15 protein-coding genes are annotated in these 21818 nt (G+C 37.1%); 4 read left to right on the top strand and 11 right to left on the bottom strand.

What is annotated here, in order from left to right; genetic code table 11:
* Positions 1-737 precede the first annotated feature (737 nt).
* From ACRHNM_RS08640 to ACRHNM_RS08625, 4 genes are all read right to left on the bottom strand, one after another.
* On the bottom strand, positions 738-3740 hold the full coding sequence (locus tag ACRHNM_RS08640; protein ID WP_431135641.1) for a type I restriction endonuclease subunit R: 3003 nt from the start codon (positions 3738-3740) through the stop codon (positions 738-740).
* Positions 3741-3802: 62 nt separating this feature from the next.
* The gene (locus tag ACRHNM_RS08635) at positions 3803-5059 is read right to left on the bottom strand and encodes a restriction endonuclease subunit S (protein WP_431135639.1); all 1257 of its coding nucleotides are present in this window, start codon (positions 5057-5059) and stop codon (positions 3803-3805) included.
* Complete coding sequence (locus ACRHNM_RS08630) at positions 5059-6687, bottom strand: N-6 DNA methylase (RefSeq protein WP_431135637.1); 1629 nt, start codon at positions 6685-6687, stop codon at positions 5059-5061. The genes ACRHNM_RS08635 and ACRHNM_RS08630 overlap by 1 nt, the downstream gene beginning before the upstream one ends.
* A gap of 188 nt (positions 6688-6875) precedes the next feature.
* Positions 6876-7166 carry a DUF2188 domain-containing protein gene (locus ACRHNM_RS08625; RefSeq protein ID WP_431135635.1) on the bottom strand — a complete coding sequence of 97 codons (291 nt, stop codon included), beginning with the start codon at positions 7164-7166 and terminating at the stop codon, positions 6876-6878.
* Between the two features lie 2006 nt (positions 7167-9172).
* Here ACRHNM_RS08625 and ACRHNM_RS08620 point away from each other — a divergent pair.
* Positions 9173-9934, top strand: coding sequence for an NYN domain-containing protein (locus ACRHNM_RS08620; RefSeq protein WP_431135633.1), 762 nt, complete (start codon positions 9173-9175; stop codon positions 9932-9934).
* Positions 9935-10055: 121 nt separating this feature from the next.
* Here the strand turns inward: ACRHNM_RS08620 and ACRHNM_RS08615 are convergent, their stop codons facing one another.
* The 6 genes from ACRHNM_RS08615 to dnaK all read right to left on the bottom strand — a co-directional run bounded on the left by ACRHNM_RS08615 (position 10056) and on the right by dnaK (position 16875).
* A complete protein-coding gene (locus ACRHNM_RS08615) occupies positions 10056-11399 on the bottom strand; it encodes a T9SS type A sorting domain-containing protein (RefSeq protein ID WP_431135632.1) in 1344 nt (447 codons plus the stop codon).
* Positions 11400-11482: 83 nt separating this feature from the next.
* Positions 11483-11629 carry a hypothetical protein gene (locus tag ACRHNM_RS08610; protein WP_431135630.1) on the bottom strand — a complete coding sequence of 49 codons (147 nt, stop codon included), beginning with the start codon at positions 11627-11629 and terminating at the stop codon, positions 11483-11485.
* Positions 11630-11726: 97 nt separating this feature from the next.
* The gene (gene ahr / locus ACRHNM_RS08605; protein WP_431135628.1) at positions 11727-12731 is read right to left on the bottom strand and encodes an NADPH-dependent aldehyde reductase Ahr; all 1005 of its coding nucleotides are present in this window, start codon (positions 12729-12731) and stop codon (positions 11727-11729) included.
* Between the two features lie 409 nt (positions 12732-13140).
* Positions 13141-14400, bottom strand: coding sequence for a class I SAM-dependent rRNA methyltransferase (locus tag ACRHNM_RS08600; protein ID WP_431135626.1), 1260 nt, complete (start codon positions 14398-14400; stop codon positions 13141-13143).
* A 93-nt stretch (positions 14401-14493) separates the two neighbouring features.
* Entirely contained in the window at positions 14494-14679 is a 186-nt protein-coding gene (locus tag ACRHNM_RS08595) for a CsbD family protein (RefSeq protein WP_431135624.1), read from the bottom strand.
* 279 nt (positions 14680-14958) lie between these two features.
* Entirely contained in the window at positions 14959-16875 is a 1917-nt protein-coding gene (dnaK, locus tag ACRHNM_RS08590) for a molecular chaperone DnaK (RefSeq protein ID WP_431135622.1), read from the bottom strand.
* A 192-nt stretch (positions 16876-17067) separates the two neighbouring features.
* Here dnaK and ACRHNM_RS08585 point away from each other — a divergent pair, with 192 nt between their 5' ends.
* Positions 17068-17565, top strand: a complete 498-nt coding sequence (locus ACRHNM_RS08585) for a hypothetical protein (protein ID WP_431135621.1) — start codon at positions 17068-17070, stop codon at positions 17563-17565.
* 316 nt (positions 17566-17881) lie between these two features.
* Here ACRHNM_RS08585 and ACRHNM_RS08580 read toward each other — a convergent pair whose 3' ends face one another.
* Positions 17882-19237, bottom strand: coding sequence for a T9SS type A sorting domain-containing protein (locus ACRHNM_RS08580; protein WP_431135619.1), 1356 nt, complete (start codon positions 19235-19237; stop codon positions 17882-17884).
* A gap of 229 nt (positions 19238-19466) precedes the next feature.
* Here ACRHNM_RS08580 and ACRHNM_RS08575 point away from each other — a divergent pair, with 229 nt between their 5' ends.
* Together ACRHNM_RS08575 and panB are read left to right on the top strand one after the other, a co-directional pair.
* Positions 19467-20891 carry an L-serine ammonia-lyase gene (locus tag ACRHNM_RS08575; protein ID WP_431135617.1) on the top strand — a complete coding sequence of 475 codons (1425 nt, stop codon included), beginning with the start codon at positions 19467-19469 and terminating at the stop codon, positions 20889-20891.
* 76 nt (positions 20892-20967) lie between these two features.
* Positions 20968-21786 (top strand): 3-methyl-2-oxobutanoate hydroxymethyltransferase, encoded by an 819-nt coding sequence (gene panB, locus ACRHNM_RS08570; protein WP_431135615.1) that lies wholly within the window; start codon positions 20968-20970, stop codon positions 21784-21786.
* Positions 21787-21818 lie beyond the last annotated feature (32 nt).

The following is a 21818-nucleotide window of genomic DNA, read 5'->3' as shown; positions in this document are numbered from 1 at the left end:
GCTTTTTATATGTTCTTTTTTTATTCGTCTATTTCTATTTTATAGTTGAACTCATGATGTGCTGCGCAGTTTCTTGATAAAAAAATGAACCAAAAAATCAAGACTGCCGATGATTTAGCTAAACATATTGCTTGCTTCGGCACAAAAATGATGGGCTTTGGTTTATTTGATATTTAAAACTTCCCAATTAATTATAGAGTTCATAGCTTATGGTTATTACCATCGATTTTTGTTTAGCCCTACGCTTCACTGCATGTTTTACGCTAAATAATCGGAGGTCGTGTGTTCCGACTGGGTCGGAATTTCAAGTGCATTGGTGGTTAGAGGAACTTTTGGAAATACCTCATTGGTTTTGTGCTAAGAGGAATTTTTTTTATATGTTCTTTTTTTCATTGCCAAAAAAAGAACCAAAAAGGTCTAGCCTTTACATCTTCGGCGGTCAATTACGCTTTTGAAGTCTGAAAGAAATGAACTCGCTGCGCTCAAACAGCATTTCTTTTTTAACGCCTTCTGCAAGCTATTGACACTCGCCTGCCAGATGCCAGAGGCGTTGGTTCCGACTGGGTCGGAATTTCAAGTGGTTTGATGATTTGGATTTAATTTGTAGTTAATTGCATTCTTTTTTGCTTCACTCTTGACTTCACTGCATGTTTTACGCTAAATAATCGGAGGTCGTTGGTTCCGACTGGGTCGGAATTTCAAGTGTGTTGATGCCTTTATATTTTATAAATTTTGACCTAAGCGCTCCAATCACTGTATTGTCCTTCGGCTTGTTCCATGATTTCGGCTAGGATATCGTTAAGTTTTGTGATAGAGACTTTTCCCCGTAGCTCTTTTTTAACGGCTAAACGAATGCCTGCTTTTGCATTTTCCTTTTTGGTCCAATCGAGTTGAAGATTGTTTTTTACGGCTTTTACAACGGCATGTACAATATCTTTGATTAGTCCTTCTTCTTTGATAATGTCTTGCTTGGCTGCCAGGATATCATAAAACGCCAATTCCTCTTCACTTAAGCCTAGTTCTTCTGTTCTCTTATCGTCGTTTTGCAAGTCTTTGGCACGTTCTACCAATTCGGCAATGGTGGCATAACTGTCTAAGGCGTTGCTGTGGTAACGGTCTATGACTTTTTCGAGTTCTTCTCTTAGCGAGGTGTACTTTTTTATGTTTTTATGCAGTCGCAGTTTGATCTCGTTCTTTAAAATGTTTTTAATCAATTCAATTTTTAAAGCATGACCATCTTTTTCTTGCTTGGCGCCTAATAAGAAGGTTTCATCTAAAATGGATATGTCTGGTTTTTCAATGCCTGCCATAGCAAATACATCGACGATATCTTCAGAATCGATACTCTGACTGATAAGCTCTTTGATCTTTTCCTTTTGGGCACTCCTACTCGACTTTACCGATTTGGCATTGCGTACGGCTTTAGAGACATGTTGGATATACAATACATCTACCGCATGGTCTTGTATTTGTGGCTGACTTTTAACTATGGATAATAAGCTCGATAAGGTCTTTTCGGCTTTCATGAAGTTTTCGGCATCTTCATCGTACTTGATTATGGTATTTAAGCCTTTCTTGACCAATAGGACTTTATCGGCATCACGTAAGCGCTTCCATTCAGAATAATCGACCGTATCTGGAAGCATGGCTTTGCATAGCTCTACCTGATTAAAAAACAGTTCTAAGGCTTGCTCAATATCGATGGTGGGTTGCCCATGACCTCCGCTTCCTGTGTATTTAGTGGTGGCTGTTTTTAAATTATCGCCAATACCAATATAATCGACAATAACGCCATTTTTCTTATCTTTAAACACCCGATTGGTTCTGGTAATGGCTTGCATTAAGTTGTGCCCTTTCATAATCTTATCGACATACATGGTATGTACACAAGGCGCATCAAAACCCGTAAGCCACATATCTCTAACGATCACAATTTGCAAGGGATCGTCTTCTTTTCTAAAGCGTTTTTTTAAACCTTCGGTCGCCTCTTTTGTTCTGATGTGCTCATTCCAAGCAATTGGGTCTTTAGAGATGTTTCCCGTCATGACTACTGCTACTTCAGGGCAATCGTCTAAAGCCGTTAAGGCATCATACATTTTTACGCAATTACGTCGGCTCATGCACACCACCATGGCTTTTCCTTTTAAGGTATTGGTACGGTTGGTAAAATGCGTTAGAATGTCTTTTGCTATTTTATTCACACGGTCTTCACTACCTGCGGCATCTTCAATAGCAGCCCATTTTAAATTGTCGCTCTCTTCATTACCTTCGGTAACCTCATCGACATCATCATCAATATTTTCATTCCATAAATGCAGTTTTGCCAAGCGTGGTTCGTAAAAAATATTGACGGTCGCATTATCATCAACCGCTTGTTTGATATCGTAGGTATGAATCACCGACCCAAAGACCTCTTGTGTATCAGCATCTTTAGAATCTACAGGTGTACCCGTAAAGCCAATAAAGGACGCCTTAGGTAAAGCTTTGCGCAAGTTAGAGGCAAACCCATCTAGCAAACCATATTGGGTGCGGTGGGCTTCGTCTGCCATGACAATAATATTCTCACGTTCGGATAAGACAGGATGTTCTAATTCGCCAAGGGCGTCGTCTGTAGTTTGCTTTAAACGAAACTTTTCTATGGTGGTAAAAATTACACCACCTGCACCAGCACTTAACAAGGTGCGTAAATCGTCTGTGCTTTCGGCATGTTGTACCTCACCTACCAAATCTTTGGCAAGGACAAAGTTTTCGTAGAGTTGTAAATCTAAATCACTGCGGTCGACTTGCACGACGATGGTTGGATTCTTTAATTCTGGAAGACTTCGCAAAATCCCAGTGTAGATTGCCATAGAAATGCTTTTACCAGAGCCCTGGGTGTGCCAAATGACACCAATGCGTCCGTCACCAAACGGACGTACCGATTTTTTAGCCGCTTCTACCGCGAAGTTGACACCAAAAAACTGATGGTATTTGGCTCCTTTCTTTATTAGAGACCCATTATGGTCTTCGTGAAAGATGAAGTTTTTAATGTAGTTGAGTATGCGCTCTTTTGGAAACAAGCCAAACAAGAGTGTGTGCATTTGGAAATCGTTATCCTGAACCGTGTCTGTGCCGTTAATGCTTTTCCAAGCCGAAAACCATTCCATACCCGAACTAAACATACCATGTTGCGCTTCGTTGCCATCGCTGATAATGGTTAGCGCGTTGTACTCAAACAAGAGCGGAATGTCTTTTATATAATGACCAATCTGATTGTGTGCTTCTTTAATGTTGGTGTTTTCGTCGTACCAGTTTTTGAGTTCAAACAGTACCAAAGGCAAACCGTTGATGTAAATGATAATATCTGGACGCCGTTTATTTTTACCCGTAATGCTAAATTGGTTGACCGCTAAAAAGCTATTGTTGTTAGGGTTTGAAAAATCTATAGGATAGATATGCACGGCTTTTTCATTGCCATGAGCATCCTCATAGGCAAACTCAATGCCTTTGGTACATTTTAAATGAAAGGTACGGTTGCGATGCTCTAAGTCTGCACCCACATTATTGGTAAACTCAGCCACAGCCAAGAGTTGGATCTCTTTAGGAATATGCGGATACTGCTGTTCTATAAATGCCAACAGCTGATCTTTTAGCACGACTTCTTTATGGTTTTGTGCTAAGTCTGTACCCAATTGCTGGGTATAGCCTAAATCGGTTAACCAGTCTATTGTTGCCTGTTCTATAGTAGCTTCTGTGGTCATATCAATTTATTATTGGTGTCACCCTGAGCGCAGTCGAAGGGTTGTTTCAGCATCTGATTCTATTAAATTACTTGTTCTACTTCTTTTTGAAATTCCTTTAACCGTACTTCTCCGCTGATTAGTTTTGGTAACAAGGTATCGCGTAATTGGGTTAGCTTTTGATTTTCTATTTGAGTATTCTTAATTTTTTCAAAATAAGGTTTAACATGAATCTCAAATTCTTTTTTAACATCTTTTGCTGGAATTAAGCAATTTATACTCTTTATTGTTTGAGAATTTACCGCTGTTGCTATAGAAGAAGTACTCCCTAAAGAATTATAGTCAAAATGTTTTAGATACAAATAAAGCATTTCGGTGCCCAAGTAACCTTTTTGTTTTTCATTAAAATGAGCTATAGCCTCATTTGAAAGCATCTTTTCCGTTGCAATAGCCACTCTTCCAACAGTTAACTTAAAACTTAAAATTACAGTATCAGTATCTATAATAGGGACTCTAAATTTTTTAACTGCTTCTTCGGTTAGATATTCACTTGTTTCAAAAATATATGAACCTGAATTACCTAAATCCTTTATTGAAATCCATTTAATTCCATTAACACTTGAAAACCATTGCGGTTCCTTTCTTGGCGGTGTTCTACCAATAGTAATGTTGAAAACTTCATTAACCTTTTTCACCTCCCAACCCTCAGGGATTAAGCCAAGTTCACTCTCTACAAAGGCACCCTCTTGAAAGGGTCCGAAATCAACAAACCAATGTTTGTAGAGTGCCATTGCCATGTCTTCTAAGGTTTTGTTGATGGCTAGGTTGTTTTCTATTTTGTCGTCTATGGCTGAGAGGATGTTGGCTATGGATTTTTGTTCTGGGAGGGGTGGTAATTTGAGTTCAAAAGCTCCAAATTGTTTAGCATTAGCACCTGGTTGTGCGGAACCACCTTTTATTGCGTCTACATAATTTTTCCAATTAACGGAACGTAAAATATAATCAATAAAGAAAGGATTGGCTATTTGCTTATTTAATCGAAATCTTATGAGATAGGATGCAAAAACAGCATTTATGCTATCTTTAATACAAATTGTTGCACCTGTTGAATTACCTGTTCTTGCTATAACAATATCACCTGTTACTAACTTATTTTTTTGTAAATCCTTTTCAGATATTTTACAATAAGGAACGGTGTTCCAATCAATAAAATCATTTTGAATATCTGTTATTCTCAAGAATTTTGGACCTATTTCATCCCAAGAAGCACTTTCTGTATATCCGTATGAAACATCAGTCGATATTTCTTCAAGTTTATATGTTTTCCAGTTATTGGGCATTAGGCATTGAGTTTTTCAAAATTCTCTAAAATCTGTTGTTGTAATACATTGCCTTTAGCAAACTGCTCTTGCAATTGTGCTTTTAGGGTTTCCATTTTGTCTTCAAAGGGGATGCCGTCGTCTTCTATGGCTTCGGTGCCTACGTAGATGCCTGGGGTTAGTTTGTAGTCTTGTTTGGCGACTTCTTGTATTGTGGCGCTGTATGAGAAGCCGTCTTGGTTTTTGTAAGTTTGAGACCCTTCGACTGCGCTCAGGGTGACATCAGAGTTAACATTTCGCCAAGCGTGGTAGGTGTCGGTGACTTTTTGGATGTCTTCATCGGTAAAGACCCGTAGCTTTCGGCTTTCCATAGTCCCCATTTTAGAAGTGTCTATAAACAGGATTTCGTTTGTTCGTTCTCTATGGATGCCGTCTTTACCATCGCGGTTTTTACTGAGTATAAAAATACAGGCTGGAATCCCTGTGGTTAAAAAGAGTTTGTCTGGCAGGCGCACAATGCAATCGACCATACTGTTATCTACCATGTGTTGACGTACGTTTTTTTCGCCTTTGTTGTTTGAGGTCATGGCGCCGTTTGCCATCACTACTGCGGCTGTGCCTTTATTACTCAAATGGCTCCAAAAGGTTTGCATCCACATGTAGTTGGCACTACCGTCTGTGGTAAACTCTTCTTTAGGCCCAAATAAGCGAGGGTCGTTTTCTGGTAAATCCTCTGGGTGCCATTGGCTGACGTTGAAGGGTGGGTTGACTATTATGAAGTCGGCCTTAAGGTCTGGAAACTTATCTTGTAAGAGGGAATCACCTAGACGTACATCGAAAGACAGGTCTCTTAGGGCGAGGTTCATTTTACAAAGTCGCAGTGTCCCGTCGTAACGTTCTTGTCCGTAAATGGAAATGTTCTTTTTATCGCCACCATGCGCCTGTAAGAATTTAAGTGATTGCACAAACATACCACCAGAGCCACAAGCGTTATCGAAGATTTTACCTTCGTAAGGCTCAATCATTTCCACCAACAACCGTACAATACTGCCAGGTGTAAAGAATTGCCCAGCACCAGAACCTTCGGCAATAGCGAACTTACCAATATAATATTCGTACACACGCCCTAAGATATCGCTATCTGGGTTTTCTTTTTCGGATAGTTTAGGATTGGCTAAGAGGTTGATTAAACCTGCCACTTGTTTGGCGGTCAATTGACTTTTGACAAAGATACGTGGCAGGATGCCTTTAAGGTCTGGTCTATACGTTGCCAGAGTTTGATCTAAGATATCAAAGGCATCATCTACTAATACTTTTATATTGTCCTGTTCTGCATTATCCTGTAAGAATTGCCAAGTGGCTTCCTTTGGGATGATGTAGGTGTTTTTAGAGAGGTATTCGTCTGGGTCTTCTAAGACATAGTTTTGTTCTTCGATGTCTTGGGTGTAGTAGTCTGAAGATTCATCTTGCAATAAATTCTTTAAGGCATCACGTCTCAGTTCGTAACGTTCTGATACGTGTTTTAAAAATATTAGCGGCAGTATATAATCTTTATATTGGTTTTCGGCAACGGCTCCGCGCAGTTCGTTGGCGGCTTTCCAGAGTTCTTGCTCGAAATTGATGTCGGCTTTTGATTGGTTTTTTGGCATTAATATGATTTAGTTTACTAATTGTTGTCTAAAAATTGACATGTCATTAAGCTAAACAACTGATGGTGAGCAATTATTTAGATCATTATTTTTTTAAATCGTGTCAACTGTTTAATCAATTATATAGGGAGACTTTAAAGATAGAAAAAGCCCTTGATTTCACAAGAGCTTTTTATAAAAATACCATGTTAATCTTCACTATAACTTATGCGTTCTCTTATAACACCACTTTCCCGATGAATAATGACATCAGCCTTGTAACGTTTGGCTAAAGTTTTGGCTTTACGAATGGCTGTGCTTTGCTTACGGTGTTTTGAGGTAATGCGTTGATTACCTTCTCGACGTACTGCCCAAACATTTTTATAAGGCACAACGTGTAAATGCCAGGTGCGTTTTTTAGTGGTGTTATAACCCAATGCTTTGAGGATGGCTTGGATAAGCTTTTGAATGTCTTTTATTAATATGTTTTGATTTGGCATTTAGCAATTCACTGTGCTGTATAAATGTAAGGATTCTTTTTTTAATAATTTTTACATCTTATTGACATTGGTTTGACAGATACTAGAGATGTGTTTCCGACTGGGTCGGAATTTCAAGTGTATTCGTAGTTTGAGTTTTTTAATCGTGAGTTTAGATGTTTTGATGTTTAGATGAATGGAGAGAGTTCCTCCTTAGTGTTATATTGAGGGGAATTTTTATGTTTTATTCTATATGTTCTTTTTTTCATTGCCAAAAAAAGAACCAAAAAAGTCTAGTCTTTGTATCTTCGGCGGTCAATTACGCTTTTGAAGTCTAAAAGAAATGAACTCGCTGCGCTTAAACAGTATTTATTTTTATATGTTCTTTTTTGATGGACCAAAAACGAACCAAAAAGTCCTTTACTGTAAAAGGAAATCACTGCGTGCCTCTCGCTTTAGTACATCTTGTAGTAGTTTTCAATATTCATCTTTCTTCAATCCTTGTTTTTATGTACTAACATTAATATACAGCTCGTTATTTCTGCTTACAGTGGTTTCCGACTAGGTCGGAATTTCAAGTGGATTGGTGGTTAGAGGAACTTTAGGAAATTTCTCCTTGGTGTTATACTGAGGGGAATTTTTATGTTTTATTCTATATGTTCTTTTTTTCATTGCCAAAAAAAGAACCAAAAAAGTCTAGCCTTTGCATCTTCGGCGGTCAATTACGCTTTTGAAGTCTAAAAGAAATGAACTCGCTGCGCTTAAACAGTATTTATTTTTATATGTTCTTTTTTGATGGACCAAAAACGAACCAAAAAGTCCTTTACTGTAAAAGGAAATCACTGCGTGCCTCTCGCTTTAGTACATCTTGTAGTAGTTTTCAATATTCATCTTTCTTCAATCCTTGTTTTTATGTACTAACATTAATATACAGCTCGTTATTTCTGCTTACAGTGGTTTCCGACTAGGTCGGAATTTCAAGTGGATTGGTGGTTAGAGGAACTTTAGGAAATTTCTCCTTGGTGTTATACTGAGGAGGAGTTTTTGTTTTATGCTTTTTATATGTTCTTTTTTTATTCGTCTATTTCTATTTTATAGTTGAACTCATGATGTGCTGCGCAGTTTCTTGATAAAAAAATGAACCAAAAAATCAAGACTGCCGATGATTTAGCTAAACATATTGCTTGCTTCGGCACAAAAATGATGGGCTTTGGTTTATTTGATATTTAAAACTTCCCAATTAATTATAGAGTTCATAGCTTATGGTTATTACCATCGATTTTTGTTTAGCCCTACGCTTCACTGCATGTTTTACGCTAAATAATCGGAGGTCGTGTGTTCCGACTGGGTCGGAATTTCAAATGCATTGGTGGTTAGAGGAACTTTTGGAAATACCTCCTTGGTTTTGTGCTGAGGGGAATTTTTATTTTTTTATATGTTCATTTTTTATTCGTCTATTTCTATTTTATAGTTGAACTCATGATGTGCTGCGCAGTTTCTTGACAAAAAAACGAACCAAAAAAGTCAAAACGATTTATTAGGAAATCGCTAAAGCGCCATTCGCTGATGCATTTATGGAACCAGTTCTTTAGATTACTTATCTTTTAATCCTTGATTCTAATTGTTTACTTTGTTTATTGCTCATTATTTCTGAAAATCGTTGGTTCCGACTGGATCGGAATTTCAAGTGGTTTGATGATTTGGATTTAATTTGTAGTTAATTGCATTCTTTTTTGCTTCACTCTTGACTTCACTGCATGTTTTACGCTAAATAATCGGAGGTCATGTGTTTCGGACTGTGTGGGAATTTCAAGTGGATTAGTGGTATTGGGTTTAGTTGATACCTATTTATTTGTGAGCCCTTTTTTTACTACATTTAACAGCTAAAGAGAAAAAAGCTGCTAAACTAGCTAAAAAAGCAAGCCGAAAATAATACTGTTAGTACGAGCAAGTAATGGCATTGTAAGTGTAGTGAAGCAATCTTTTTAAAGTTTACACAAACATTAACCAACAACCAACTAAAACAAATGGATTTAAAACTAGCAGTACTTATAGATGGCGATAACATCCCTTCTTCGTACGTTAAAGAAATGATGGAAGAAATTGCCAAATACGGCAATCCAACTATAAAACGTATTTATGGCGACTGGACCAAACCTCATTTAGCCAAATGGAAAAACGTGCTGTTAGAAAATGCCATAACACCTATACAGCAATACGGCTATACCACTGGTAAAAATGCAACAGACTCTGCCATGATTATTGATGCTATGGATATTTTATACTCAGAGAAAGTAGATGGGTTTTGCTTAGTTTCTAGTGATAGTGATTTTACACGTCTGGCAACGCGGTTACGTGAAGCAGGAATGAAAGTCTATGGTATGGGCGAAAAGAAAACTCCCAACCCTTTTATTGTGGCTTGCGATAAGTTTATTTATATTGAAATCTTGAAGCAACAAGCCTCTGAAAACGAATTAGAATCTGCAGAAACAACAAGAAACACTAAAAACAATTACGACAAAATAACACCAAAAGATATTCGGTTTATAGCCTCTACCATAGATGATGTTGCTGATGATGATGGCTGGGCATTTTTAGGTGATGTTGGAAGTTTACTACAAAAGAAACAACCTAATTTTGATTCTAGAAATTATGGCTTTCAAAAATTAACTCCTTTGATTAAATCTATTCCTGCATTTGAAGTAGAAAGTCGCGAAGACTCTAAAGGACGCTTAAAACTAATTTATGTAAAGATTAAAGAAGTAAAATCTAAAGGAAAAAAAAGGTAAACAGCTTTTTGAATAACGAAGTTATCTTTAAAATAGCAGTACAATAACAAACAAAAAACTGAGCAATGATATCCCATGACTCAGTTTTATTAACTCATTCTAATGCCTTATAAAACAACTGTTACTGTTTTATAATTTTAAAAGTATGCATGGCCTCACGTGAAACTAATTTTACAAGGTAAGTTCCTGTTGTAAGTGACGAAAGGTCTAATTGTATGTTTTCTGAATCGGTTTGTTTAGCAAAGACTTCTTGCCCAACAAGGTTATAGATCTTTACACCATTTAGCGCAGATTTGTAATTTATATTTAAGATATCTTTTGTAGGTACAGGATATACAGATAACGCATTAAGCTCAAACTGAGCTAGACTTAATGGTGCATCGATTTCTAAAGTAAAATCTAAAGCTTGTCCGTACCCACCAAAAGGACCGAAACCAAATGGATTAAACAAAATCCCACATGGATCTATTTCCGCAGGAGAATCAGGATCTTGATAGGTTTTGGTTATTCTAATTCGAGTCGTTCCCAGAACTGCATCAGTTGGAACAGTAATATCCATACTTACAAAAGTACCATCGCTGCCTGTAGAACCCGTAATAGTTCCTATTTCATAAACTTCACCATCATCGTCTAATATGTCGTTCTGATTCCAATCTATAAATGCAACAATATCATTATCAAAAGCAGCTCCACCTGTATCATATGTGTTTCCAGCAACTTCAAGAGTATAAGTTTCTTCTTGATTAACAGTTACAACCGTTGCTGTTTCATCTACTGAAATAGTTGATAGGTCGGTATTTGTAATGGTTGTACCTGCAAAAGTAACCGTTGTGATTTCTTCTATAATTGTATCTGTTGGGTCGACAACACAGTATGGGCTTGGAAAAACGAATGCTTCTTCAACTTCTAAAGTAAAATCTAAAGCTTGTCCGTAACCACCAAAAGGACCGAAACCAAATGGATTAAACAAAATCCCACATGGATCTATTTCCGCAGGAGAATCAGGATCTTGATAGGTTTTGGTTATTCTAATTCGAGTCGTTCCCAGAACTGCATCAGTTGGAACAGTAATATCCATACTTACAAAAGTACCATCGCTGCCTGTAGAACCCGTAATAGTTCCTATTTCATAAACTTCACCATCATCGTCTAATATGTCGTTCTGATTCCAATCTATAAATGCAACAATATCATTATCAAAAGCAGCTCCACCTGTATCATATGTGTTTCCAGCAACTTCAAGAGTATAAGTTTCTTCTTGATTAACAGTTACAACAGTTGCTGTTTCATCTACTGAAATAGATGATAGGTCGGAATTTGTAATGGTTGTACCTGCAAAAGTAACCGTGGTGATTTCTTCTATAATCGTATCTGTTGGGTCAACAACACAGTATGGACTTGGGAATGTTTGAGCTTGCACTACTCCTAAAGTTAATAGCGCAAGTAAGAGAGTAATTTTCTTCATATATGTTTATAATTTTATTGAAAGTACAAGTTATTGAAATATAATACAGGAATCTTCATTATATTAGTTTTTAACAGTAGAAATCACTCTTCTTTTGCCTTTTTAATAATGGCTCTCAAACGCTCCTTTCTGCTGGCAGCTTCACGTTTAAGCTTATTCTTCTTTTGAGCCATAAGCTTAGAGTGCTTAGCTTTATTCTTTCCATTTTTTTGACCTTTAGGTTTTGGCATCGCTAACGGGAATTGTTTTACAATAGCGAAGATACTCAAACAAAAAGAGCAACCCAATAAGCTGCTCTTTTTATATAGCGTAATGCATCTCTAACGTTTAGGCTTTTAATACCACTCTAAATCGGGCCTTACCATCGTGTAAATGCGCTATGGCACCGTTAACATTGGCCATATCAAACTCTTCAACCGTTGGATAAATCTCATGACGTACACAAAACTCCAGCATCTTACGGGTTAAAGCAATACTCCCTAACGGGCTTCCGCCTACCGATTTTTCTCCTGCAATCATACTAAAAGCTGGTATCTCCATAGGTTCTAATACCGCACCAACGGTATGTAGTTTTCCTTGTGGTGCTAGAGTTGTGAGATAAGCGTTCCAATCTAGTTTAACATTGGTAGTGTTTAAAATGAAATCTAAGCTGCCTGCAATAGCTTCCAGTTCAGAAGCATTAGTAGAATCAACTACCTTATGTGCTCCCATAGCTTTTAAGGCTTCTGTTTTTGAAGTATTAGATGTAAAGGCGGTCACTTCGCAACCCCAAGCTTCTAAAAACTTTAATGCCATGTGCCCTAAACCTCCTATACCTATAACACCTACTTTATCGGTTGGCTGAACACCAGACAGTACTATAGGGTTAAAGACTGTAATTCCGCCACAAAATAAAGGACCTGCTTTTGCCATATCAATACCTTCTGGGAGTTTGGTTACCCAAGACCAATGGCCGCGCACGTGGTCTGCAAAACCACCATGTCGCCCAACAATGGTGCCTTCTGCCGTAGCACAAAGGTGTTGTTTGCCATCCATACACTGGTTACAATGTAAACACGATGCCGAATACCATCCCATACCGACTTTATCACCCACTTTTAAGCCTTTAACTTCAGAGCCTAAGCCAATCACTTCACCTACAATTTCATGACCTGGCACCAGTGGAAAGGTGCTATTTCCCCAATCGTTATTAATCATGCTTAAATCGCTGTGACAGAGTCCGCAATAACCGACTTTGATATCGACCTGTTCTTTACCTAATTCTGGTAAATCATATTGAAACGTTTCTAGTGTTGCGCCCGCTTCTTTGGCTGCGTATGCATTTACAGTCATAGTTATATTATAGTTTTGTTAGTTTTGATTTGTTTTCTTTAAAGATACGAGATTTAGGTTACAAGGCTCTTTAAAATGTTGTTAAGGTTTGGTTTGGCTATTACTTTATTTAAAAATAAGAAAATTCTTATTCATTTTTGATGGACCAAAAACCCTTCGACTTGTTAAACAAGGTCCTTTCAATGAAAATATATTTTCATCTCAGTAATGCTCAGGATAAACCAAGCCAAAAAATTCAAGTCTGATTGAGTAAATATTTATTTGAAATTTATTATTTATTCATTTTTACTATGATTTCAATCCTCGATTAGTTTCTAAAACAATACCTTTAGCTCATTATTTCTTAAAATCGTTGTTTTACGACTGGGTCAGAATTTCAAGTAAGCTTGTTGACTTTAGTGTTGATTAATTAATCCAGAAATCGGTAATACCCACATTTTAAATATGCACCTTCTGGGAACCCTATGGGATGGTCGATATCGTGTTCGGTTTTTTGCGCAATTGTAAATGGTCGTTTAGTCGCTTGTAAGGTTTGTGCATTAATGTCATAAAATGCTGTTGCCGTAACTCTTGACGAACAGGATGCTAATACCAGCATGCCACCTTTAGCAGTGAGTTGGATTCCTAATTGTGCCAGTTGTGCATACTTTTTTTTTGCTAAGTTGACTTCAGATTGTTGCTTGGCAAAACTAGGCGGATCAATGACCACAACATCAAATCGTTGCTTTGCCGAAGCGAGCTCTTCTAATAACTGAAAGGCATCTCCAGCTAAGGTCTTATGCGTTCCAGAATACGCATTAAGTTTTCCGTTTTGAAGCGCAATTTCTAAGGCTTGTTCACTAACATCTACACTTGTAACCTCTTTTGCGCCATTGGCTAAGGCATGCACTGAAAATCCGCCAGCATAAGAGAACACATCCAACACCGTTTTATTTTTACTAAGGAGTCCCACTTGTCGTCGGTTCTCCCTGTGGTCTAAAAAGTAACCTGTTTTATGACCTTTAATCACATTTGCCGAAAACTGAACGCCATGCTCTATAAACTGAACAACGTCATTCTTTAATTCGCCATAAACCACATCGCCATCATGAAGTTGGTGTGATTTAGAGTTTTGCAAACTCCGACTTAACCGAATGACCACCGTTTTACATCCAGAAACTTCAACCAAACTCTCTAAAATACTTTGTAAGAAGGGCAGCCATATCTCTGAATAAAGTTTAACCACCAGAACTTTGGTGTACACATCTGCTATTAATGAAGGGAATCCGTCATTCTCACCAAATAACAGTCGGTAGCTATTGGTCTTGGTTTTTAAAAGTGGTAATCGTTTTTTGTATGCCTTCTGAATCTTCTTCAAAAAAAAAGCTGCATCAATAGTTACTGAAGCGGTAGCATTATATATCATTTTGATACGAATTGGTGATGTTGCATCATACAAACCTATTCCAATCATTTTGTTGGCACGTTTCCCAAAGATAATTGCCAGATCTCCTGTTCTGGCATGGTCATTAATTTTTACAATACTCTCTGAAAATACCCATGGATGACCATCTTGAACATAGTTTTCTCCTTTGGCAGTAAGCTTTACCGCTAAGCGCTTTGGTTTATAAGTGGTTTTAATCGTCGTTGAAAATGTCATAACATGAACTCCAGTATGTTGAGTGTGCAAATTACTGTTTTAAATGAATTTAAAGTTGATTTCATAAAAAAAGCGTTTCAAAATCATTGTATTTTGAAACGCTTTTCTAATCTTTAACTGATTTTACCAGTTATTGATTTCTTCTTTTACTTCTTCTTTACTTTTTCCATATTTTTCTTGCATTTTACCTGCAAGTTTATCTATGTTTCCTTCGGCTTCTGCGTACTCATCATCGGTGATTTTTCCATATTTCTTTTTGAAATCTCCTTTGATTTGTTTCCACTTACCTTCTAATTGATCGCTATTCATAATATATGAGTTTTTAAGATTAATATTACTTAAATATAAGCTGATTGCTAAAGACTTACTGCTTCAATCCCTATTAATATTAACGCTATTGATGAGCATTCGTCTCAAGAAGCCAGCCTGATGAATTTTAAAGACATTAAATAACAGGCAATGTTTGACAGAGTCACTATGAATAAAAAAACGCAACCATTACTGGTTGCGTTTTTTTGAATGTTAAATAATTATATTTGTTAGATAAGACCTTTCGACTGCGCTCAAGGTGACACTATCAATATATTCTTATTTCACCTCTTCGAAGTCTACGTCTTCTACGTCACTGCTTTCATCGGCAGCTTGTCCTTTAGCTCCTGCTCCAGCATCTGTTGGTCCACCTTCAGGTGCTCCTTGTGCTTCGGCTTGTGCTTTGTACATTTCTTCTGAAGCCACTTTCCAAGCTTCGTTTATTTTTTCCAAAGCTGGCTCAATAACAGCTACATCTTTAGTTTCGTAAGCTTTTTTCAATTCTTCAAGCGCTTCTTCGATTGGCTTTTTCTTATCATCAGATAATTTATCACCAAATTCTTTAAGCTGACTTTCAGTCTGGAAAATCATAGCATCCGCCTGATTCAATTTATCAGCAGTTTCTTTTGCTTTAGCGTCTGCTTCTGCATTAGCCTCAGCATCCTGCTTCATTTTTTTGATCTCCTCTTCCGTTAACCCTGAAGATGCTTCAATTCTGATATCTTGTTTTTTACCAGTAGCTTTATCTTCTGCAGAGACTTTAATGATACCATTGGCATCAATATCAAAGGTGACTTCAATTTGAGGTGTTCCTCGTTTTGCTGGTGGAATTCCGTCTAAGTGGAAACGACCAATTGTTTTGTTATCTGCTGCCATTGGACGCTCTCCTTGTAATACATGGATTTCTACCGATGGCTGGTTATCTGCTGCAGTTGAAAATACTTGTGATTTCTTAGTCGGAATCGTTGTATTTGCTTCAATCAACTTTGTCATCACATTACCCATCGTTTCGATACCAAGAGATAACGGAGTAACATCTAATAAAAGAACGTCTTTTACGTCACCTGTTAGGACACCACCTTGGATACCTGCACCAAGAGATACAACCTCATCTGGATTAACCCCTTTACTCGGAGCTTTTCCGAAGAACTTCTCTACAGCTTCCTGTACTGCCGGAATACGCGTAGATCCACCAACCAAAATTACTTCGTCAATATCACTTTTTGATAATCCTGCTGCTTTTAAAGCTGAAGAACATGGCTCAATGGTACGTTTTACTAAATCGTCTATTAACTGTTCAAATTTAGAACGTGTTAATGTACGTACCAAGTGCTTTGGTCCTGACGCTGTTGCAGTGACATATGGTAGATTGATTTCTGTTTGTGCAGAAGATGATAATTCAATCTTAGCTTTTTCAGCAGCTTCCTTTAGACGTTGTAACGCCATAGGATCTTTACGTAAATCAATACTTTCTTCAGCATTGAATTCATCTGCTAACCAATTGATAATTTTCTCATCTACATCATCACCCCCTAAATGGGTATCACCATCTGTAGATAATACCTCAAATACACCATCTCCTAATTCTAGAATAGACACGTCATGTGTTCCACCTCCAAAATCGAAAACAACAATTTTCTGATCTTTTCCTTTTTTATCCATTCCATAAGCCAAAGCTGCTGCAGTAGGCTCATTGATGATTCGCTCAACTTTTAATCCAGCAATTTCTCCTGCTTCTTTAGTTGCCTGACGTTGAGAATCATTAAAGTATGCTGGTACCGTAATTACTGCTCGAGTTACATCCTGACCTAAATAATCTTCAGCAGTTTTCTTCATTTTCTGAAGAATCATTGCCGATAATTCCTGTGGTGTATATAAACGACCATCAATATCTACTCTAGGTGTATCGTTGTCACCTTTAACCACTTTATATGGTACACGCTCTGCTTCTTTTTTAGATTCAGAATATTTGTTACCCATAAAACGCTTAATTGAATATACCGTTTTTGTTGGGTTAGTTACTGCTTGTCTTTTAGCTGGATCACCAACTTTAATTTCTCCACCTTCAACAAAGGCGATTACCGAAGGCGTTGTTCTTTTACCTTCAGCGTTTGGGATAACAACAGGTTCGTTACCTTCCATTACAGAAACGCAAGAGTTTGTTGTTCCTAAATCGATTCCAATAATTTTACTCATAATGTTATATTTGTTTTATAGATTCCCGATTATCACGGAAACATTGTGTTCATTTTAATTACGGTTTGATTATGACAATCATTATGCCATTGCAAGAAATATGACATGATGTCAGAACATATTCTGAAAATTGTCTTATAAAAGCGTAATTTTGGTACGCGATTTGATATGTAAATACAAATCTTAATTCTTATGAAACATATATCTTACTTAGTTTTAGCGTTTGCTGCTTTTTTTATAATGTCTTGTGAAGGTGATCCTGGACCACAAGGTCTTCAAGGTCCTGCAGGTGGTTTATTAGTCTCTTCGGCTTTTGAAATTGAAATCGATTTTAATGAGTCTAATGATTATTCTTTTATTGAAGCCTATGGTTTTGACGTCTTCCCTTCTGATGTGACTTTAGTTTACATTTTATGGGACACTGTGAATGGTCAAGACATCTGGCGTTTATTGCCACAAACTGTAGAGTTTGAAGATGGAACATTAATTTACAATTATGATTTTACTCAAAATGATGTGAGTTTCTTTTTAGAAGGCACTACAGATTTAAGTGCTCTTGGACCTGAATGGACACAAGACCAAGTATTCAGAGTTGTTGTTGTTCCTGCTGATAATGTAGATGGACTTGACGTATCTAATCTTGAGAATGTCATGCTGGCTACAAGTATCGAAAACTTTATTATCAGATAAGGCTAAAATCTTTTACCCCTCTTGCTACAGCTATTTAACAAAACATATATTACATATATTTGCGTCGCAACTATAACGATTTAGTAAATGGAATATATTACTGTTTTGATATATTTAAATTAACCTTAAACCTTCAACTTTTAAATAAAGGAGAGTTACAATATAATACATTAAACATTTAATTGATACGCAAATATTTGATGTAAGGTAATAATGTAGCAGCATTTGAAAGTTTCATTAAAACACTACTTTCATTGACAAAAAAAGGTCCAACTCATACAGTTGAACTTTTTTATATAAGCATTAAAATTTCTACTTATTCCTTAATAAAATGCTGGGTTTGCACACCATCATCAGAAAATACTTTTAAATAATAAACTCCTGCTGATAACTGCGATACATTAATACGCTCTTTATTAGTATGCGCTCTTCTAGACAAAACTTCTTGCCCTAAATTATTATAAATAACTACAGATTTTAAAGCTGTCTCTACTACTACGGTTAATTCACTGCGCACAGGATTGGGATACAATTTGAAAGTTGTATTCAATGCTACTTCAGAGGTTGATAAGCTTTCACAACTAATAGGTGTCCACGTACTTCTATTTACATTCGTACCATCACCCAACTGTCCGTAATGATTACGACCAGTTGCATATAAGAAACCGTCCACATTTTTCACCAATGAAAAACGGTTACCATTCTCTATCTCTATACGGTCATTTAAGGCACTTGACGCTAGCGGATTGCTACTACCAGTAGTAGTACCATTACCCAGTTGCCCATAGTTATTTTGACCCCAAGAGTAATACACCATAGTGCTCAGTATGACACCTGAATGTGAAAATCCTGCAGATACTGCGACTGCATCATCTAAGATGACTGTCGGCACTAACTTTTGTGTCGTTGTACCATCTCCCAATTGTCCATAGTTATTTAGACCCCAAGAATAAACAATACCATTGGTTTTCGTTGCTACGGAATGGTCTCCACCAGCTGAAATCAGGTTCCAGTCTGTATCTGCACCTATTTGTTGAAAGGTAGCTCTATCACTGGTTGAGTTTAAGCCTAATTGCCCAAACATATTATAACCACACGACCACAGCGTACCATTTGTTTTTGTGGCTAAGACATGGCTTCTACCACCCGAAATATTTTGCCAATCGGTATCTGTACCTACCTGTACAGGTATAAGACGATTAGTAAGATTTCCGAGTCCCAACTGACCTTTACTATTTTGTCCCCAAACCCATAATGTACCATTTGTTTTAATAGCATAACCAGAACTGCCACCTGCGGAAATAAGTTGCCAATCGGTATCTGCACCTACTTGTATAGGTACGTTACTTGAGTCCAATGTACCATCTCCTAACTGTCCATATACATTGTAGCCCCAAGCCCAAAGGGTACCGTCAGATTTCAATCCTAATGAAAAGCTGCTACCAGCAGAAATACTAATCCAATCGTTGTCTGTACCTACTCTTACAGGTGAATTCTGATTTGAGTTGTTACCAATACCCAATTGACCTTCAAGGTTGTATCCCCAAGCCCAAAGGCTACCATCGGTCATTAACCCTAACGTGTGAATTGTTCCAGCACTGACCTGTTCCCAACATTGGGAGTAAACTGCTGAACTAATAATAAAAAATAATAGAGTAATCTTTTGTTTCATAATTAAATTTAAGTTTAGAGGTGTTAAAAAAATATTGTAAGATTAATCGCAAAATAAAGAAAAAATATTATGAAATGTGTTGTACATATATATTTATATGTTGAATATTTTTCACATTATCCAAAAACTCTGAATGTATAAATTTTAAGATTAATTTTTAATCAAAACACCATACGTTAAAGAACCATTAAAAACTTATATTTGCGTCGCAACTATAACGATTTAGTGAATGGAATGTATTTCTGTTTTTGATATGCTCAAAATTGGCGTTGGTCCTTCAAGCTCCCACACCCTAGGCCCTTGGAGAGCTGCTGAACGCTGGATTAAAGATTTAAAAGACACCAATAAATTTGATAAGGTCGAAAAAATAACAGTCGACCTTTATGGATCTTTATCACTTACAGGAAAAGGTCATGCCACAGATTATGCTGTGCTTTTAGGTTTGAGTGGTGCTGACCCGGAATATATACCTGTAGAATCTATTGATATCATAATTACCGCAATTAAGAACACTAATATTTTAGACTTTAATAATGAAAAGCCTATTGCTTTTGATATCAAAACAGATATCATTTTCAATAAAAAGTTTTTACCATTTCATTCAAATGCCTTAGTGTTTTCAGCACATATTAATGGCAGACGCCATCGTGCAACCTACTACTCTATTGGAGGTGGTTTTGTAGTACAGGAAGAACGTAAAAACTCTAAAGCTAATAAAATCATTTTCTATTGCACATTTCCGTATCCAATTTCAACAGGAAATGAATTGCTTAAGTTTTGTAATGATTTAAAATTACCTATTTCTGGTGTGGTTTTAGAAAACGAAAAATCCATTCGTGAAGAATCCTTAATCAATTCAGAATTACAACGAATCTGGGACACCATGTTAGAATGCATGTATGTTGGTTGCCACACAGAAGGACATCTTCCTGGAGGTTTAAATGTAAGACGTCGTGCATATGACATGTATCAAAGTCTGAAAGGTGACACACCATACAACACACCTATAGAATGGCTAAATTCGATTAGAAACACTGAAGTCAAATTCCGCCAAATTTTAAAATGGGTAAGTTGTTTTGCGCTTGCTGTAAATGAAGTGAACGCCTCTTTAGGACGCGTAGTTACTGCCCCAACTAACGGAAGCGCAGGTGTAATTCCTTCAGTTTTAATGTACTATCTGGTCATAGAAAATCATGATGGCAATTTTGAGGACATCAAACGCTTTTTGCTAGTTGCTGGTGAAATTGGCAGTATCTTTAAAAAAGGTGCAACTATTAGTGCTGCAATGGGAGGATGTCAAGCTGAAATTGGCGTGTCTTCCGCTATGGCAGCTGGCGCACTATGTGAGTTATCAGGTGGCACTCCAGAACAGGTTTTGGTTGCAGCAGAAATTGCCATGGAACATCATTTGGGAATGACCTGTGATCCAATTGGTGGCTTAGTTCAAATCCCTTGTATTGAACGTAATGCCATGGGAGCAATCAAAGCCATAAACGCTTGTGAACTTGCTTTAGACACAGATCCTAATAACGTAAAAGTGCCACTTGATAAAGTGGTACAAACCATGTGGGAAACTGCAAAAGACATGAATACCAAATATAAAGAAACTTCTGAAGGCGGCTTAGCTGTTGGTGTTCATTTGAGCGATTGCTAATCTTTCAATTTAGAGTACAAATCCAACCATTCTCATTTAATATTTTTATTTTTACACTTATAAATCCATTGCATATATGTCAGTCGCAAAAAAAGAATACAAACGAATTACCGTAAAGACCTTAGTAGACATGAAGTCTAAAGGTGAAAAAATATCAATGCTCACCGCTTATGATTATACTATGGCTAAAATAGTAGATGAAGCTGGAATTGATGTCATTTTAGTTGGTGATTCTGCTAGTAATGTTATGGCAGGACATGAGACGACGCTTCCTATAACGTTAGATCAGATGATTTATCATGCATCTTCGGTAGTTAGGGCAATAGAGAGGGCTTTAGTTGTTGTCGATTTACCTTTTGGAAGTTATCAAAGTGACCCTAAAGAAGCGTTGCGTTCCGCAATTAGAATCATGAAAGAATCTGGAGGTCACGCAGTAAAAATGGAAGGTGGTAAAGAAGTTAAAGAATCTATTAAGCGTATTCTAAATGCTGGAATACCTGTCATGGGACATTTAGGTTTGACACCTCAATCTATTTATAAATTTGGTACTTACACAGTTCGGGCCAAAGAAGATGAAGAAGCAGACCGACTTAAGGAAGACGCTTTAATGCTTGAAAAAGCAGGATGTTTTGCGATAGTATTAGAAAAAATTCCTGCAAAATTAGCCCAAGAAGTAGCTAAAAGTGTGTCAATTCCTGTCATCGGCATTGGAGCTGGCGCAGGTGTTGACGGACAAGTATTAGTACTTCATGACATGATTGGTATGACCCACGAATTTAATCCGCGTTTTTTACGTCGTTACATGAATTTATATGAAGATATGACTAAAGCTATTGGTCAGTATGTCAAGGATGTTAAGTCGGTTGATTTTCCAAATGACATGGAACAATATTAATGTTCAATACTCAGAAATGAGAGGGCATATAT

It is taken from the genome of Psychroserpens mesophilus (assembly GCF_050617655.1).
GTDB classification, from domain to species: domain Bacteria; phylum Bacteroidota; class Bacteroidia; order Flavobacteriales; family Flavobacteriaceae; genus Psychroserpens; species Psychroserpens mesophilus_A.
Note: the sequence above shows the minus strand (reverse complement) of the source record. Positions and strands in the feature narration are given on the sequence as shown.